Below are 16,614 nucleotides of genomic sequence, written 5' to 3' on the forward strand. Positions count from 1 at the left end.
TGTCTGGAAAAACCGGCACCCGCCGGTGATGGCGCGGACGTTAGCACGCCGGGGCAACTAGCCGCGGCCCTCGTAAGCCAGAATGCGCGCCACTGCCTCTTGCAGCGTGCCGGCAGTCAGCTTGGGCGGCGCCAGGGGATTGGCCGCCTGGTCGGGACGCCGCTGCAGCAGGGCACCCTTGAACCCGGCGGCCTGGGCGCCGGCGATGTCCCAGGCATGGACGGCGATCAGCCACAGGTCTTCGGCGGGTTGACCCAGGCTGCTGGCGGCCTGGCGATAGGTGGCCGTAACCGGCTTGCTGGCGCCGGCGTCCTCGGCCGAGAGGATATCGGCGAAGGCGTCGCTCAGGCCGGCGTATTCCAGCTGAGCCCGGGTCGCGGCGCGCGCATTGTTGGAAAAGGCGATGCAGCGCACGCCCTGTGCCCGGGCGAAATCGAGGCCCGCGCGGACATCGGCATGGGCGGGCAGCCGCTTGAGGGCGTCGGCGACGCGCCGCTTGTCGGCGGCGCTGAGCGTTCGCCCGAACCGTGCGCCGATCATCTCCAGCGCCGCCTGACCCTGGGTCTCGAAGGGGGCGTGCCGGCCACAGAGCTCGGCGCTCATGGCGTTCTGCAAGGTCTGGGCGAACCATAGCGTGCGGCTCTGGGGGTCACCGAACAGGTCGGTGAACAGGCTATCCAGCGCGGACAGGTCCAGCACGGTCTCGTTGATGTCGAACAGGCAGGTCAGGGTCATGGTCGCTACTCGGCAGGGGATATCCCTTCGACCAGGGCTCGCGATCGACGTGCAGCCGCGCTAAGGTTCCAGACTGGCAGGCGAGACGAAACGGCTAAAGTCTTATGATTTCTCGCCGATACTTCCGCAGACCTGCCTCTCGTTTGCTGCACTCGCCTGGCTCGGGTCGCGGCAGTTCTTCCAGGATGGGCTTGTAGCTCGAGCAAGGCTCATCGATATTCCCGAGATAGCCTGATGGCCGATTCACTGAAGTACGAAGATGACCGCCTCAACGCCCTGCACGCCCTGGAGTTGCTCGATTCGGCGCCGGCGGAGGAATTCGATCGCCTCTGCGAGCTGGTCGCCAGCAGCTTCAATGTGCCGACCGCGCTGATCAGCCTGGTGGATCGCGATCGCCAGTGGTTCAAGGCCCGCGTCGGCTTCGACCTGGCGCAGATGCCCATCGAGGACGCCTTCTGCGCCCACACCATCCAGGCCGAGGATGGCCGGATGGAGATCAACGATGCCTGCTGCGATACCCGCTTCAGCCATAACCCCCTGGTGGTACGCGCCCCCCATGTGCGCTTCTATGCCGGCTCGACCCTGGTCACCGAGGGCGGCTACGCCATCGGCAGTCTGTGCATCCTCGACAGCCAGCCGCGCGAACTGACGGCCGCGGAACGCAAGCGCCTGGACGATTTCGCCGCCCAGGTGATGAGCCTCATAGGCCTGCGCCAGCACCTGCGCCGCCGTGATCCGGTCAGCGGCCTGCCCAATCGCCAGCAGTTCCACGCCGATGTCGCCCAGCTGGCCGAACTCCAGCCCGACGAGGGGCGCCTGCTGGTGCTGGTGGATCCCCTGGAGACCCACTGGAAGGAGCAACTGATTCTGGCCCAGGGCATGTGGCCCTTCGAGACCTTCCTGCGCAGCCTGGCCTTGCGCCTGTGCGACGCCCTGAGCGAGCGGGCCAAGGTCTATCACGTGGACACCAAGAGATTCGCCTTCCTGCTGCCGGAGGACTGCGACTATCAGCCGCTGCTCGACGCGCTCATCGCCCAGTTGCGGATGCCGGTCCAGGCCGACCGCATTCCCATCGATCCGCCGGTCAAGGCCGGTGTGGTGCCCTTCCTGCTCGACGCGGGCGAAGTCCGCGACCTGCTGCGCAAGGCCATGGTGGCGGTCGATCAGGCGGCGCTGAGCAGTCGTCACTGGGTCGTCTACGAACGCCCCCGGGACGAGGCCTTCCAGCGGATCTTCCAGCTGGTCCGGCAGATTCCCGAAGGCCTCGAACGCGGCGACTTCAGCCTGGCCTTCCAGCCGCGCCTGGCCCTGCCCGAGCGCCGACTGTGCAGCGCCGAAGCCCTGCTGCGCTGGACCCATCCGCAACTCGGCCCCATCGCTCCGGGCGATTTCATTCCCGCGATCGAGAAGACCGCGCTGATCCACAGCGTCACCCGCTGGGTGATCCGTACCGCCATCGGCCAGCTGGCGCACTGGGACAATCGCTATCAGGGGCGACTGTCGCTCAACCTGTCGCCACGGGATTTCGACGAAGGCGATCTGGTCGAGTTGTTGCGCGAGACCTGCCAGCGCCAGGGTGTCGATCCGCGGCGGCTGGAAGTGGAGATCACCGAAGGCGAATGGCTCAGACGCAATCCCGAGGCCATCGCCCAGCTGCATGCCCTGCGCGAGCTGGGCCTGGAGATCGCCATCGACGACTTCGGCAGTGGCTACAGCAACTTCGCCTATCTCTACGAATTGCCGGTCACCAGCGTCAAGCTCGACCGCTCGCTGATCCATGACCTGCCCGAGGATCCACGCAAGCAGGAGGTCGTCAGGGCGCTGCTGGCGCTGATCGGCAAGCTCGGCTATCGCAGCGTCGCCGAGGGCATAGAGACGCCCGAGGTGCTGGCCTTCCTGCAGGAAGCCGGCTGCGACGAGGTCCAGGGCTATCTGCTGGCCCGGCCCATGGCCCTGCCCGCTTTCGAGGCCTGGTACGCCGAACGGGGTTAAGCCGAATGGATGAGGTCATTTGACTGACAAATTCATTCCAGGCTCTACACTGGTTCAGGTCGTAGTTTCCCGGGAGTGAGGACATGAGGGAATCAGGTACCGAGTTGTTGGAGGTGGTTGGCCTGGATACCGGCAACCTGAGCAGCCAGGGCTGCATCGACAAGGTGCTGCACGCGCTGCGCATCCACCTGGACATGGACGTGGCCTTTCTTGCCGAATTTCGCCAGCAGGATCGGGTCTTTCGCAACGTCGATGCGGCGCCCGATGCGCCGCTCAAGGCCGGCGATGCCCTGCCGCTCAGCCAGGGCTATTGTCAGCAGGTGGTGACCGGCCACCTGCCCGAACTCATCCCCGACACCCGCGCCGTCGGCGCTACCCGGCTGATCCCGGAGACCCGCAGCGTGCCCATCGGCGCTCACGTCAGCGTGCCGGTGCGGCTCAGCGATGGCGAACTCTATGGCACCTTCTGCTGCTTCAAGTACCAGCCCGATCCGACCCTGAGTCCCCGTGACCTGGAGTTGGTGCGGACCTTTGCCGAACTGGTGGCCGATCGCCTCAGCCTGGACGTCTCCAGTCGCCGCGGCCAGGTGGAGATGCGCGAGCGCATCCAGGGCGCGGTGGCCGCCCACCAGCCGAGCATCGTCTACCAGCCGATCTATCACCTGACGGATCTGCGCATCGCCGGCTGGGAATCCCTGTCGCGCTTCCACTGCCCGCCGCAGCGCAGCCCGGACCTGTGGTTTTCCGAAGCCAGCGCCGTCGGTCTCGGCGACGAACTGGAAGAAAGCGCCATGCGCTTCGCCCTACAGGGACTGCGGAGTCTGCCCGACGACAGCTACCTGACCATGAACTGTTCGCCGCAGACCATCCTGGGCGGGCGCCTGCCAGCGCTGCTGGCCGGCAATCCTCCCGGACGCCTGGTACTGGAGATCACCGAACATGCCGAGGTCGACGACTACGACGCCCTGCACGCCCAGCTGCAACCGCTGCGGGCCCAGGGCGTGCGCCTGGCCATCGACGATGCCGGCGCCGGCTATTCGAGTCTGAGACACATCCTTCGACTGCGGCCGGACATGATCAAGCTGGACATGAGCCTGGTGCGCGACATCGATCGCGACGCCGAACGCCGGGCGCTGGCCTCGGCAATCATCGCCTTCGCCCGCGAGACCCACAAGGAGGTGATCGCCGAGGGGGTGGAAACCCTCGCCGAGCTGGAAGCGCTCAAGGCGCTGCAGGTGGACAAGGTGCAGGGCAACCTGCTGAGTCGCCCGCTGCCGCGCGACGACGCCCTGCGCCTGCCCCGGCGGCGCCAGCTGGAAGGCCAGGCGGACCGCTGAACCGGGAAGGATCGGCGGCCATTCAAGTCGTCGATCCTTTGGCCGATACGCAGAGGCGAATGATCCCTTCCTCTGACGCCAGAACTATTCTCGGCCGATCTTTGCCCTGCAGGAGTTACCGGTGCGCTCCATCCTGGTCATCGAAGACAGCCCCATGGTCCTCAAGATTCTGGCGCACCTCTTTCGTCAGCAGCGCGACTTCGAGCCGGTATTCTGCGCCACCCTGGCCGAAGCCGAGCTGATGCTGGAAACCTCGGCCAATCTGTTCTTCGCCGCCCTGGTGGACCTCAACCTGCCCGATGCGCCCAATGGCGAAAGCGTCGATCTGGTGCTGCGCTATCGTCTGCCCTGCATCGTCCTCAGCGGTTCCTACGACGAGCGCCGGCGCGACGACCTGCTCACCAAGGGCGTGGTCGACTATGTGCTCAAGGAAAGCCAGTACTCCTACGAATTCGCCTTCCGGCTGCTGCGGCGGCTGGACAGCAATACCGCGGTCAAGATCCTCATCGCCGAGGACTCCGACGCCACCCGCAACTACATCCGCCATGTGCTGACGCCCCACCGCTACCAGCTGCTGGACGCCTGCGACGGCAACGAGGCCCTGCGCCTGCTGCAAGAGCAGCCGGACATCGACCTGCTGGTGGTGGACCACAGCATGCCCGGCCTCAGCGGCTTCGAACTGGTGCAGATGTTGCGGCAGAAGCTGCGCCGCCACGACCTCAGCATCATCGGCCTGTCGGCCGACGAAAAGGGTTCGCTCAGCGCCAAGTTCATCAAGCAGGGGGCCGACGACTTCCTGCGCAAGCCCTTCTGCCCCGAGGAGCTCAATTGCCGAGTGGTCTCGACCCTGGAACGGCGGGATCTCATGCGCGCCCTCACCCACGCCGCCCAGTACGATTCCCTCACCGGGCTGCGCAACAGGCGCGCCTTCCAGGATCAGGCCCAGGAGCTGTTCCGCCAGGCCGAACGCGAGGGCCATTCGCTAAGCGTGGCCATGCTCGACCTGGATCACTTCAAGCGCATCAACGACGAACACGGCCATGCCAGCGGCGACAGTGCCCTGGTGGTCTTCGCCCAGGCCTTGGCCCGGACCCTGCCCCAGGATCTCACCGGTCGCCTGGGTGGCGAGGAATTCGCCCTGGTCAGCCGGATGCCACCGGAGCAGCTGCTGCAAGCGCTGGACCTGCTGCGCCGCTACTGCCACGCCCAGAGCTATGCCCCCGGCGCCCCGCCGCTGTCGTTCAGCGCCGGCGTCTTCAGCGGCCTCGCCGACGACCTCGAAGGCTTCCTCCACGAAGCCGACCGGCGCCTCTATCAGGCCAAACGCCAGGGCCGCGGTCGGACCTGCCTGGTGCTCGAGGCCGACTAGGCCCGTGCCCCGGTTGGCGCCATCCATCACAAGACATATGATGTCATACGATAAACCTGCCGATGCAGGTTGATCCGCATTGCCTCGTCTGAACAATAACAATCAAGGACCTGCACCATGCATGACTCCCTCCCGCGCCTCGCCCGGCCATTGTCACGTCGCCAGTTGCTCCAGGGCAGCCTGGTCTGCGGCGCCGCCCTCGCCCTGCCCGGTCTCGCCCGCGCCGGGGAACCCCTGAGCCAACGCTATCCCGATCCGCTGATCGAGATCCTCGACGACCGCTTCCTCGAGTTGCGGCTGTTCAACGCCAGTGTCGAACGCCTGGCCACCGGCCTGCGCTGGGCCGAAGGCCCGGTGTGGATCGGCGATGGCAACTACCTGCTGATGAGCGACATCCCCAACAACCGCATCGTGCGCTGGGATGAGGTCAGCGGCCGGCTGGACACCTACCGCGCCCAGTCGAATTTCGCCAACGGCCTGACCCGTGATCGCCAGGGTCGGCTGATCGCCTGTGAAGGCTCCACCACTCACGGCCTCGGGCGGCGGGTCACCCGCACCGAGCACGATGGGCGTATCACGGTGCTGGCCGATAGCTTCGACGGCAAGCCGTTCAATTCGCCCAATGACGTGGTGGTCAAGCGTGACGGCTCCATCTGGTTCAGCGACCCGCCGTTCCAGGCCAACAGCGACTACGAGGGTCATAGGGTCAAGACCGAGCAACCCGATGGGGTCTATCGCATCGACGGCGAGAGCCTGGCGGTGACCCGGGTGATCGGTGATCTCAACGGCCCCAACGGCCTGGCCTTCTCGCCGGACGAAAAGCTGCTCTACGTGGTCGAGGGCCGCGCCAAGCCCAATCGCCTGGTGTGGGCCTATACGGTCAGGGACGACGGCAGCCTGGGCGAGCGCCGCAAGCACATCGAGGCGCTGGAATACGGCGCCCTGGACGGCATCAAGTGCGACGTGGCGGGCAATCTCTGGTGCGGCTGGGGCAGCAGTGGCGCGCCGGCGGCCAAGCCCGAGGCGCTCGATGGCGTGCGGGTCTTCGATCCCAGCGGCAAGGCGCTGGGGCACATCCACCTGCCGGAACGCTGCCCCAACCTCTGCTTTGGCGGCCCGGAAGGCAACCGCCTGTTCATGGCCGGTTCCCACTCGCTGTACAGCCTCTACGTCAACATCCGCGGTGCCGGCCTCTAGCGGCTAGCGGGACTCGGGCGGCGACTGCTCGGCCAGGACGGTCAGGGAGTCGAGCACGCTGTCCAGGGCATAGGCCGCTTCGAAGCGCGCCAGATTCTGGGTGAGGTCGGCCAGGCTGGTGGTGATCCCCAGCCAGTTGCCCAGGCCGATCTGGCGCGCCGCTTCCGGCAGCGAACAACCGCCATCGCGGCGTTCCAGCCAGGCCAGCACCAGTTCCGGCGGGGTATCGGCTTCGAGGCCCAGGGTGCGCAGCAGTCGCAGGGCCTTGGCTTGTTCGCGGGGTGGCAGCCGATGGCGGGCCGTGGGAGTGGGCTGGTCGACGATCAGCGTCAACCGGGAGCCGGGGGTATCGGTCATCTGGACCTCTAGGGACTACACCAGAACCGTACGGCGCGAGGCCGCTTCATCGCCCCATGTTAGGCGAATAGTCTGGCCAATTGCCATCCCCGGCCCGACCCTCGTCACCTGGAAAACGCCGTTCGGCCCCCTGCTCCCCTCAGCGCGCGGCGCGGCCCCGGCAGCGCTGCCAGCGTTCCTCAACCCGCTGGGCGAACCAGGCGGTGGTGAGGGTGCGGGTGATCTTGGGACTTTCCAGGGTGATGCCCGGCAGGATGGCGCGCGGCAGGCTGCGACCGGCCTTGCGCTCGGCCAGGGCATAGACCTTGGCATAGAGATCGGTCTTGGCGAAGTCCTCGGACTCCCCCGCCTCCAGGTCATGGCGGATGGCGATGTCGCTCATGCCCAGGGCCGGCGCCAGGCGATTGACCGCCCGCTCGGTCTCGCCCTGGGTCCGCGAACCGGGCACCACCAGATCGCCGTCCAGCGCCAGCTTCATCCCCGTGGCCCGGCTTACCGCGCTCTGGAAGGCCGCATTGCGACTGGCGTACCAGCCGGCGTTGAAATCGGCGAAGCGATACAGCGGCGTGGCATAGTCCGCGGGATAGCCCAGCAGGTGCGCGGTGCCGAAATAGAGACCGCCCCGCCGGCTGAACACCTCATGGCGGATGGAACCCTCGCGCTCATAGGGATAGCCGCGGGCATGAGCCTCGGCGAAGTCGATGCTGACCTGCATGGGGCCGCCGGTGCGCACCGGATTGAAGCGCCCGAACAGCTGGCCTCCCAGGGGCACCATGGCGATGAAGTCCTCGAAGATCAGACTCAGCTCGCGCTCGGTTCGGGCACTGTCCAGGCGCTGGGCGTAGGTCTTGCCGGTGGGCGACCTGAGGTTGAGCGCGGTGCGCACCAGCAGTTGAGGCACATAGGCCCGCGCCGCACGCCTGTCGATCTCTTCCCGGGCGATCCGCCCCAGTCCCGGCACCGGCGGATCGACCTGGTAGGTGGATTCCTGCTCCGCCACCGCCAGCACGGCGCAGAGGTTGTCCGTCGAGGGCTCGAGGCCCTGGGCGCTGAAGGCGGTCTGGATATCGCTGGCCCAGCCCTGCCGATCCGCGACGCTGGCCGGCAGCAGCCGCAGGAGCTCGGCGCGCACCTCGGCCGGCGAACGGGTCGGCCCCTGGGAGCTGGGCGTCAGGCTGCAACCGGCCAGCACCAGGGCAGCGGCCAGGGCGGTCCAGCCGCGCAATCGCGACAGGGTGGGCAAGGCGGGAACAGACGGCACGGCAGCGGCGGACACGGCGACTCCAGGGGATTCCTTTGGCCGCTTTGACCACGCCCTCGGCCAAACGGCTGTCCTGAACGCTAGATAACTTCTGGCTATATCGATGTAACCCTTTCATTGAACCAGAGCTGCCGGGTGGCTGGGATTCCTGGGCAAGTCCTACTAAAATAGTCGGACTTTAGTTCGAAGCTACCGGAACCATGATGCAGCAGACCTCTACGCTTTCCTCTCCTCGCCTGCCCTGGGCGGCCCTGTGGGCGACCTGCCTGCTCGCCCTGGGCATGCTCTTTCTCGGCCAGGCCGTGGGCGGCCGTCAGGCGCTCCTGCTGCTGCTCGGCGGCGCCCTAGGCCTGACCCTCTACCACGCCGCCTTCGGCTTCACCTCGGCCTGGCGGGTGTTCATCCTCGACCGCCGCGGCGCCGGCCTGCGCGCCCAGATGGTGATGCTGGCCCTGGCGGTGCTGCTGTTCTTTCCCGCCCTGGGCGCCGGCAGCCTGTTCGGCGAGGCGGTGCGCGGCAACGTCTCGCCGCTGTCCACCTCGGTGGTGGTCGGCGCCTTCCTGTTCGGCATCGGCATGCAACTGGGCGGTGGCTGCGCCTCCGGCACCCTGTTCACCGCTGGCGGCGGCAATGCGCGGATGCTGGTGACCCTGCTGTTCTTCGTCATCGGTTCGCTGATCGCCACCCAGCACCTGGGCTGGTGGTTCGCCCTGCCCAGTCTGCCGCCGACCTCCCTGGTAACCAGCCTGGGCGTGCTGCCCGGCATCCTGGTCAGCCTGGCGGCCTTCGCCCTGATCGCCGGGGTCTCGGTGGTGCTGGAGCGCCGTCGTCACGGCTCGCTGGAAGTCACGGTGCCCGGTGAACATCAGGGCGCGGCGCGCCTGCTGCGCGGCAGCTGGCCGCTGGTCTGGGGCGCCATCGCCCTGGCCATACTGAACTTCGTCACCCTGGCCCTGGCCGGTCGCCCCTGGGGCGTCACCTCGGCCTTCGCCCTCTGGGGCGCCAAGGGTGCCGGTCTGCTCGGGCTGGACGTCTCCGGCTGGGCCTTCTGGCAGCAACCGGCCAATGCCCGGGCGCTGGCCGAGCCCTTCTGGTTCGACGTCACCAGCGTGATGAATCTCGGCATCATGCTGGGCGCCCTGGCCGCCGCGGGCCTTGCCGGGCGCTTCGCCCCCAGCCTGCGCATTCCCGCGCGGTCGCTGGTGGCGGCGGTGCTGGGTGGCCTGCTGCTGGGCTACGGCGCGCGGCTGGCCTATGGCTGCAACATCGGCGCCTACTTCAGCGGCATCGCCTCGGGCAGCCTGCACGGCTGGCTGTGGCTGGTGGCCGCCTTCTTCGGCAACAGCCTGGGCGTGCGCCTGCGCCCCTTCTTCTTTCCCGGCGAACGCCGCGTCGAACGCCTGACCGGCTGCTAGACCGGCAGGACCTGGCGACCGGGCGGCAGCGCTCCCGGTCGCTCCGGCAGGCTGATCACCCCGTACTGGGGCGCGCCGTGGTAGGTCTTCAGCGCCTGCATGACGAAGAGCAGGGCCGCGGTGCCCTGGTATTCGAACAGTCCCTGCAGCGGCCAGATGGTCATGAAGGCGAGGAATACCGCCAGGGTGAATTCCAGGTCGCGGCTCAGCTTGCGCGCCACCAGATAGTGGACCGCCAGGCCGATGGGAATCACCAGGATCGACAGGAAGCCGAAGCGGAACACGGTGCCGAAGATGCCGACGTCGGAAAGGAAGAAGTAGTCGCCGAAGATCGGCTTGAAGCCGTCGTTCCACATCAGGCTGAGGCTGCCGCTGGGCAGGCCGTTGTACAGCTGCAGGTGGTTGATGATCTGGGAAATGGTGTTTTCCCGGACGTTGTCGGTAGGGCCTTCCTGCACCGAGCGCGCATAGAAATCCAGGTTGAAGCCGAGGGTTTCCAGGAGGTGCGGATAGAGGATCAGCGGCGCGATGATGATGGCGCCGAACAGCGCCGGGCCGACCAGGCGCGCGCGCAGGGCGAGGATGGTGAACACCAGGCAGACCACGATCAGCTGGCGAGTCTGCAACACCACCACGATGGTCGCCAGAAAGAACAGCGCCAGCAGGCCGTGCCTCAGCTTGGGCCGCAACTGGCCGTCGATGAAGGAACGCCCGCGACCGGCGAAGTAGATGCAGATGAAGTAGCCGAAGAAGATGGCGCCCGCCCCCGTGGAGGCCCGTCCGGGACGGCTGAGGTCCTTCACCTCCTCGCGCAGGTCCGGCAGCATCTTGAAGTAGGACAGCCAGCACAGCAGCGCCGAGAGCAGCCCGACCAGGATGATCAGATTCTCGAACTGCACGGCATTGAGTCGCTTGGCCAGGTAGAGCACCAGGAAGGCGCTGAAGCAGTAGAGCACGCGCCGCTCCTCGATGAGGCCGTAGACCAGCGGCTGGCCCCAGAACAGCTGGGCGAACACCGCCGGCAGGCCGACGAACACCGCCGTGGAAAACAGGCAGAAGCCCATCAGCAGCCGATAGTCGCGCTGCGGCCGATGCCAGGTGCTCAGGGTGAAGAGCGCGAAGAAACCCAGGCAGATCGCCAGGTACAGCTCGCCCACGTAGCGGATGCCCACCGGATTGGTCGGGCTCTGTTCGAAGACGCCGAACTGCAGGACCATCAGGCCACCCAGGGCCAGAAAACTCAGTCGATTGATCAGCGTACCCGGCATACCCGGTTTCCTCGCAGCACGTTCATGGATGGGGCGTTCATTGCAGGCGCCAGTCACCCTCGACCTTGGCGTAGGTCAGTTGGCGACCGTCCGCCAGACTCAGGCGGGCGCGGGTGTATTCGGGCAGGTCGACGCGGAAATCCCGGCCTTCCAGATAGAGTCCGCCACAGGCCCCCGGCTCGCCGTGGTAATCCAGCGGCTGGCGCTGCAATTCGTGGATGCTGCGGTGGAACAGCAGGTTGGCGTAGCCGCGCACCGTCATGTCGGTGGAGATGAGGGTGCAGTCCAGCGCGACCTGGCCTTTCACCAGCCCGACCAGGGCCTGATTCTGCCGGTCGATGGCGCCCCAGCCGGCATAGCCGGCGAGGTCCTGGCGATAGGTCTGGCCGTTCTGCAAGGCCGCGGCTACCAGCACCACGGCGAGCACGGCGCGCCCCGGGGTCTTCAGGGCCAGAAAGGCCAGGCCGAGCAGCAGCGCGGCGGGAAAGATGAACTTGAGGCGATCGAAGGAAAACTGGGTGGCATGCTGCAGCAGCAGCAGATTTTCCAGCAGCGGCACGCTGGCGGCGACCAGCAGCAGCGTGGTGCTGCGCGGCCAGTTCAGGCTCTTGCGCTTCCAGACCAGTACCCCCAGGGCGATGGCCACCGCGGCCAGGAACAGGCCGAAGGACAGCCCGTAGCCGGCGAAGAAGTCGGTCAGGTGGGCATTGTTCGGACTGCGGGCGAGAAAGCGCCGGGCAAAGGCCTTGAGCGTCGGCAACAGGCCCGCCGCCAGGCTGTAGTGCAGCAGCACCAGCAATCCGGCCAGCGCCGTGGCGAAGGCCAGGCGCCAGGCCATCCGCTGGCCTTCCGGCAATTGCCGGCGCTGCAGCCAGAACAGCGCGACCAGCCCGCCGCCGAAGACGTAGCCGGTCCATTCGGTCAGGGCGCCGAAGCAGACCAGGCCGGCCAGCAGCCAGCCCAGTCGCTGGCGCTGGCCGGCAGGCGCCTGCAGGTAGTGGAAGAGCGTCAGCAGACTGGCCAGCAGCAGCACCTGGTAGAAACTCTGCACCCAGTAGAGCAGGCCCTGGGACAGCAGCGCCTCGCGGCTGAACACCGCGATCAGGCAGCCCAGCACCGCGCTCGTGGCGGCCAGGCCGCGGCTGGCGCCGTGACTGCGCAGCACCAGGTAGAGCAGGCGGAACAGCAGCAGCGCCGTGAGGGCGCCGAGGGCGGCGTTGAACAGCGCGAGGCTGTGCAGCGAAGGCGTCAGCCCCGCGGCCTTGAGGCCGAGATAGGGCGCGAGAAAGCCGTAGCTGCTGAAGCTGGTGTAGACATAGTCGCCACTGTGGGTGGGGATGGTCGCGCCCCAGGACACCTGCTTGTCGTGACTGCCGCCCAGGGTCACCGTGGGCAGCCACCAGTGGCGGGTCACGCCGGATTCGTCCAGGGCATTGAGACTGAGCAGGACGTGATAGCTGGCTTCGAGATTCTGCGCCCCGGTGCCGTCGCGAAAATCCGGCAGGCGCCAGAGCAGCGCCAGCAGCAACAGCAGACCGACCATCAGACCGCCCAGCCAGAACGGCCACCGTCCTACCCGGACCCCGGGATGGGTCACGTCAGATACCACGCTCATTGTCCTGTCTCCTGACAGCCATGCAGTCGAGAACGCCGTCCAGGGCAGTGAAGAACCAGGCGCCATCCTCCGCAGGCCTGGTACAACCGGTGCAAGACCGCCCACGCAGGCCAAGAGGCGCGTGGGCGGGTAACCGGGCTTCAACCGCTGACTACATTCAAGAAGCCGTCAGGAACACGTCGTTGCCAGGGGCCGCGGCGTTTGCATCTGCTACCTGGGGTGCCTTCGCCAGCAAGGGCACGGGCACGGGCACGAGCGACCCCGGAACACCAGGCGCTGGCCATGGCTTGTCGTCCGGAGACACGACAGGTCGCGAAGAAGACTGCCTTAGCACCTTGACGCTGCCAAGCGGGCATCCGTCGCGTTCTGCACGGAGTGTCACATTTTTGGCTTTTGCTTTCGCTTAGAGTCGACGCAGCACTCCAGCCGACAAGGCGCGGATCCCCGATCCAGCGCCTGGCGTTCCCAGCTGTGCCCTGCCTGGTGTGACGATTTCGACCCCCGGTTCGCCGCGCGCTGCCCTCTCGCCAGCGTGCGGCTGCGACGGCTGTCCTTTCTCGTACCTGCCCCAAGGCCCGCTCCTGCATGGACAAGTCGCATCAGACGCTCCCCGCCGCCACCCAGGCCGTGGACATAGGTTTCGCCCGTTACTGCGCCGCGCTCTGGCGCCATCGCCGCAGCCTGCTCGTTTGCATCGTCCTCTGCACCCTGCTGGGCGTGGCCTATGCGCAACTGGCCGCGCCGCGCTATCAGGCGGTGGCGACGGTGCAGATCGAATACCAGCGCGGCATCGTGCGGCTGGACGAAGCCGACAACGGCCGACCGCTGCCGCCGCCGGAAGCCATCACCGAGATGCAGCTGCTCACCTCGCGGCGGGTGGTCGGCGAGGTGGTGGACGCCGAGGGCCTGGACCTGAGCGTCACCCCGCGGCGTCTGCCGCTGCTGGGCGACTGGCTGGCGCGCCGCCACGAACGCGCGGGCACCGGGGTGGCCCCGCCGCTGTTCGGCCTCGCGCGCTTCGCCTGGGGCGGCGAACAGCTGACCATCGCCAGGCTGAGCGTGCCCGACGCCCTCTATGGCCAGCCGCTGACCCTCACCGCCGAGGCCCCGGATCGCTTCCTGCTGAGCGATGCCCAGGGCAAGCGCCTGCTGGAAGGTCGGCTGGGCCAGCCGGCCAGCGCCGGCGAGCTGCAGCTGGACATCGCCCAGCTGCACGCCTATCCGGGCACCGAATTCATCCTCGTCAAGCAACGCCGCGGCGTGGCCATCCAGGCGCTGCAGGAGCGGCTGATGGTCAGCGAGCGCGGCAAGCGCTCGGGCATCCTCTCGATCCAGCTGCAGGACACCGATCCGCAGCGGGCGCTACGCATCCTGCGGGGCATCACCGAGGCCTATGTGCGCCAGGACGTGACCCGCAACGCCGACGAATCCACCCAGCAACTGGCCTTCCTGCGTCAGGAGTTGCCGCGGGTGAATCAGCGCCTGGCCGACGGCCGCCAGGCGCTGGACCGCTACCAGCGCCGCCAGGGCTCCATTGCCATCGGCGAAGAGGGACGCAGCCTGCTGCGCCAGGCGGTGGACCTCGATGGCCAGCTGTCGGCCCTGGAGATGGAGCGCCTCGGACTGGCCCTGCGCTTCACCACCACCCACCCGCTGTACCAGACCCTGCTGGCGCGCCGCCAGGTGCTCAACGGCGAGCGCCAGGCCGTGCAGCAGCGCCTGGCCAAGCTGCCCCAGACCCAGCAGGAGGTCCTGCGCCTGCAGCGCGACGTCGAGGCGGCGGACAAGCTCTATGCGCTGATGAGCAAGCGCATCCAGGAATTGTCGGTGGTGCGCGCCGGCACGGTGAGCGATGTGCGCATCATCGACAGCGCCTATACCCAGATCGCCCCGGTCTATCCCAAGAAGCCCCTGCTGATCCTTAGCGCCCTGCTCTTCGGCTGCCTGGCCGGGATGGCCTGGGTCTATCTACGCGCCAGCCTGGAGCGCGGCATCGAAGACGCCGAGGGCCTGGAAAACCTGGGCCTGCCGGTGCTGGCGCAATTGCCGCTGGCGCCGAGCCGCCAGCTCGGCGGCCCGCTGCAGACCTCACTCGACAGCGGCTACCAGGAGGCCCTGCGGATCCTGCGCACCAGCCTGGCCTTCGCCCGCACCGAGGCGCGCAACGACCTGCTGCTGATCACCAGCGCCAGCCCCGGCGCCGGCAAGTCCTCGGTGGCCATGCAACTGGCGCGGGTGCTGGCCGAAGGCGGGACGCGGGTGCTGCTGGTGGATGCCGACCTGCGGCGCGGACGCCTGCACCGGCGCCTGCAACTGGCCCGCCGCCCGGGTCTGGCCGAGGTGCTGGCGGGGCTGGCGACGCCCGAGCAGGCGATCCAGCCCTCGGCGATCCCCGGCCTGGATTGCCTGGTGGGCGGCGTCCGCCCGCCCAATCCGGCCGAACTGCTGATGAGTGCGCGCTGTACCGAGCTGCTGCGCGGCCTGCAGCAGGACTACGAACTGATCATCCTCGACACCCCACCGGTGCTGGCGGTGACCGATGCCGTGCTGCTGGCCGCCCAGGCCGGCACCTGTCTGCTGGTGTCGCGCCATGGCTGCAACACCGCCAAGGAAATCGAAGCCACCCAGCGCCAGTTCGCCCACAGCGGTCTGGTGCTCCAGGGTGCGGTGCTCAACGCCGTGCCGCCCCCGCCGTTCACCCGCGCCGCCCTGGGGGTCCTGACCGGTTGACGCCCACCTGGCCAGGCCCGGCGCTATGCTGGCGCCTGGCCAGCTCCTGTCATCAAAGCTCAACACGGAGCCCCTAGGCTGCATCGACCTCCCGAGAACGGATTCGTATCGATGTCGTCCGCTCCCCTGCCCTCCGCGCGTGCCGCCTCCCGCCCCAGCCAACGCTGCGCCCTCGACCTCTGCACCCAGTGGCCCGCCGTCGAGGCCGAGCACACCAACGCCATGGTCATGGACCTGTTCAACGAACGTCGCGAGATCACCAGTCTCGCGGTAGTCGAGCACGACCGCCCGATCGGCCTGATCAACCGCGACATCTTTCTCTCGCAGATGAGCAAGCCGTATCACCGCGAAGTCTACGATCGCAAGAGCTGCATCGCCTTCATGGACAAGGAGCCCCTGGTGGTGGATGCCGGTCTGTCCATCGAGGAGCTGACCCGGCGCACCGTCGAGGTGGGCGAAAAGGCCCTGGCCGATGGCTTCATCGTCACCCGCGAAGGGCGCTTCGCCGGGCTCGGCCTGGGCGTGCAGCTGATGCGCATCGTCTCGGACCTGCAGGCCGAGAAGAATCGCCAGATCATGCACAGCATCGAATACGCCAGCGTCATCCAGCGCGCCATGCTGCGCAGCTCGCGCGAAGCCCTGGCGGTGATGGAACAGGACGCCACCCTGGTCTGGCAGCCGCGCGACGTGGTCGGTGGCGACTTCTATCACTTCGCCCAGCACGCAGACGGCTGGTTCGGTGCCATCGCCGACTGCACCGGCCACGGCGTACCCGGTGCCTTCATGACCCTGATCGCCTCGGCGTCCCTGACTCAGGCCCTGCAACAGCTGGGACCGCGCGATCCCTCGGCGTTGCTCGCGGCGATCAACGCCAGCGTCAAGGCCATGCTGGGGCAGTCCGGCGGCATCTCCGAATCCAACGACGGCCTGGACCTGGCCTGCTTCTGGGTGGACAGAGGCAGCCACAGCCTGACCTACGCCGGCGCCCGCATGCCGCTCCACCTGCTGGCACCCGACGCCGCGGACGTCCTGACCCTGGCGCCGCTGCGCCTGGGGATCGGCTACGCCGACAGCCCGCTCGACCAGTGCTGGCCGGCCACCACCCTGCCGTTGCCGCCGGGCAGCCTGCTGTTCGCCACCACCGATGGCCTGATCGACCAGATCGGCGGCCCGCGGCGCACCTCCTTTGGCAAGCGCCGCGCCCTGACCCGGCTGAGCGAATCGCGTGCGCTGCCCACCGCGGCCTTCTGTGAGCAACTCAGCGCGGACCTCGCCCACTGGCAAGGCGACGAAATGCGTCGCGACGACCTCACCTTCCTCTGCATCCGCGTGGCCTGA

12 protein-coding genes are annotated in these 16,614 nt (G+C 67.7%); 7 read left to right on the forward strand and 5 right to left on the reverse strand.

Translation table 11 applies throughout. The features are described from left to right. Positions 1-57: 57 nt before the first annotated feature. A complete protein-coding gene (locus PSK12I2_RS0102365) occupies positions 58-735 on the reverse strand; it encodes a haloacid dehalogenase type II (RefSeq protein ID WP_027597137.1) in 678 nt (225 codons plus the stop codon). 234 nt (positions 736-969) lie between these two features. Between PSK12I2_RS0102365 and PSK12I2_RS0102370 the strand changes: the two genes are divergently transcribed. From PSK12I2_RS0102370 to PSK12I2_RS0102385, 4 genes are all read left to right on the forward strand, one after another. Further along, positions 970-2,727 (forward strand): bifunctional diguanylate cyclase/phosphodiesterase, encoded by a 1,758-nt coding sequence (locus PSK12I2_RS0102370; protein ID WP_027597138.1) that lies wholly within the window; start codon positions 970-972, stop codon positions 2,725-2,727. An 83-nt stretch (positions 2,728-2,810) separates the two neighbouring features. Next, positions 2,811-4,064, forward strand: coding sequence for an EAL domain-containing protein (locus tag PSK12I2_RS0102375; protein WP_027597139.1), 1,254 nt, complete (start codon positions 2,811-2,813; stop codon positions 4,062-4,064). A gap of 121 nt (positions 4,065-4,185) precedes the next feature. Then, a complete protein-coding gene (locus tag PSK12I2_RS0102380; RefSeq protein WP_027597140.1) occupies positions 4,186-5,433 on the forward strand; it encodes a diguanylate cyclase domain-containing protein in 1,248 nt (415 codons plus the stop codon). A gap of 117 nt (positions 5,434-5,550) precedes the next feature. After that, positions 5,551-6,630 (forward strand): SMP-30/gluconolactonase/LRE family protein, encoded by a 1,080-nt coding sequence (locus PSK12I2_RS0102385; RefSeq protein ID WP_037007464.1) that lies wholly within the window; start codon positions 5,551-5,553, stop codon positions 6,628-6,630. Positions 6,631-6,633: 3 nt separating this feature from the next. On the opposite strand, the gene PSK12I2_RS0102390 is transcribed toward PSK12I2_RS0102385, so the two are convergent. Next, a complete protein-coding gene (locus PSK12I2_RS0102390; protein WP_007159597.1) occupies positions 6,634-6,987 on the reverse strand; it encodes a hypothetical protein in 354 nt (117 codons plus the stop codon). A gap of 139 nt (positions 6,988-7,126) precedes the next feature. Then, entirely contained in the window at positions 7,127-8,230 is a 1,104-nt protein-coding gene (locus tag PSK12I2_RS0102395; protein ID WP_371099746.1) for a DUF1615 domain-containing protein, read from the reverse strand. A gap of 221 nt (positions 8,231-8,451) precedes the next feature. On the opposite strand from PSK12I2_RS0102395, the gene PSK12I2_RS0102400 reads away from it, so the two are divergent. Beyond that, complete coding sequence (locus tag PSK12I2_RS0102400) at positions 8,452-9,663, forward strand: YeeE/YedE family protein (RefSeq protein ID WP_027597143.1); 1,212 nt, start codon at positions 8,452-8,454, stop codon at positions 9,661-9,663. On the opposite strand, the gene PSK12I2_RS0102405 is transcribed toward PSK12I2_RS0102400, so the two are convergent. Further along, on the reverse strand, positions 9,660-10,931 hold the full coding sequence (locus PSK12I2_RS0102405; RefSeq protein ID WP_027597144.1) for a hypothetical protein: 1,272 nt from the start codon (positions 10,929-10,931) through the stop codon (positions 9,660-9,662). The genes PSK12I2_RS0102400 and PSK12I2_RS0102405 overlap by 4 nt on opposite strands. A gap of 37 nt (positions 10,932-10,968) precedes the next feature. Further along, on the reverse strand, positions 10,969-12,546 hold the full coding sequence (locus tag PSK12I2_RS0102410) for a hypothetical protein (protein WP_027597145.1): 1,578 nt from the start codon (positions 12,544-12,546) through the stop codon (positions 10,969-10,971). 585 nt (positions 12,547-13,131) lie between these two features. Here PSK12I2_RS0102410 and PSK12I2_RS0102415 point away from each other — a divergent pair. Next, entirely contained in the window at positions 13,132-15,276 is a 2,145-nt protein-coding gene (locus PSK12I2_RS0102415) for a polysaccharide biosynthesis tyrosine autokinase (RefSeq protein WP_027597146.1), read from the forward strand. Between the two features lie 111 nt (positions 15,277-15,387). Further along, positions 15,388-16,614 (forward strand): SpoIIE family protein phosphatase, encoded by a 1,227-nt coding sequence (locus tag PSK12I2_RS0102420; RefSeq protein WP_027597147.1) that lies wholly within the window; start codon positions 15,388-15,390, stop codon positions 16,612-16,614.

This window comes from Pseudomonas sp. MOIL14HWK12:I2 (assembly GCF_000510745.1).
In the GTDB taxonomy this organism is placed as follows: domain Bacteria; phylum Pseudomonadota; class Gammaproteobacteria; order Pseudomonadales; family Pseudomonadaceae; genus Chryseomonas; species Chryseomonas oryzihabitans.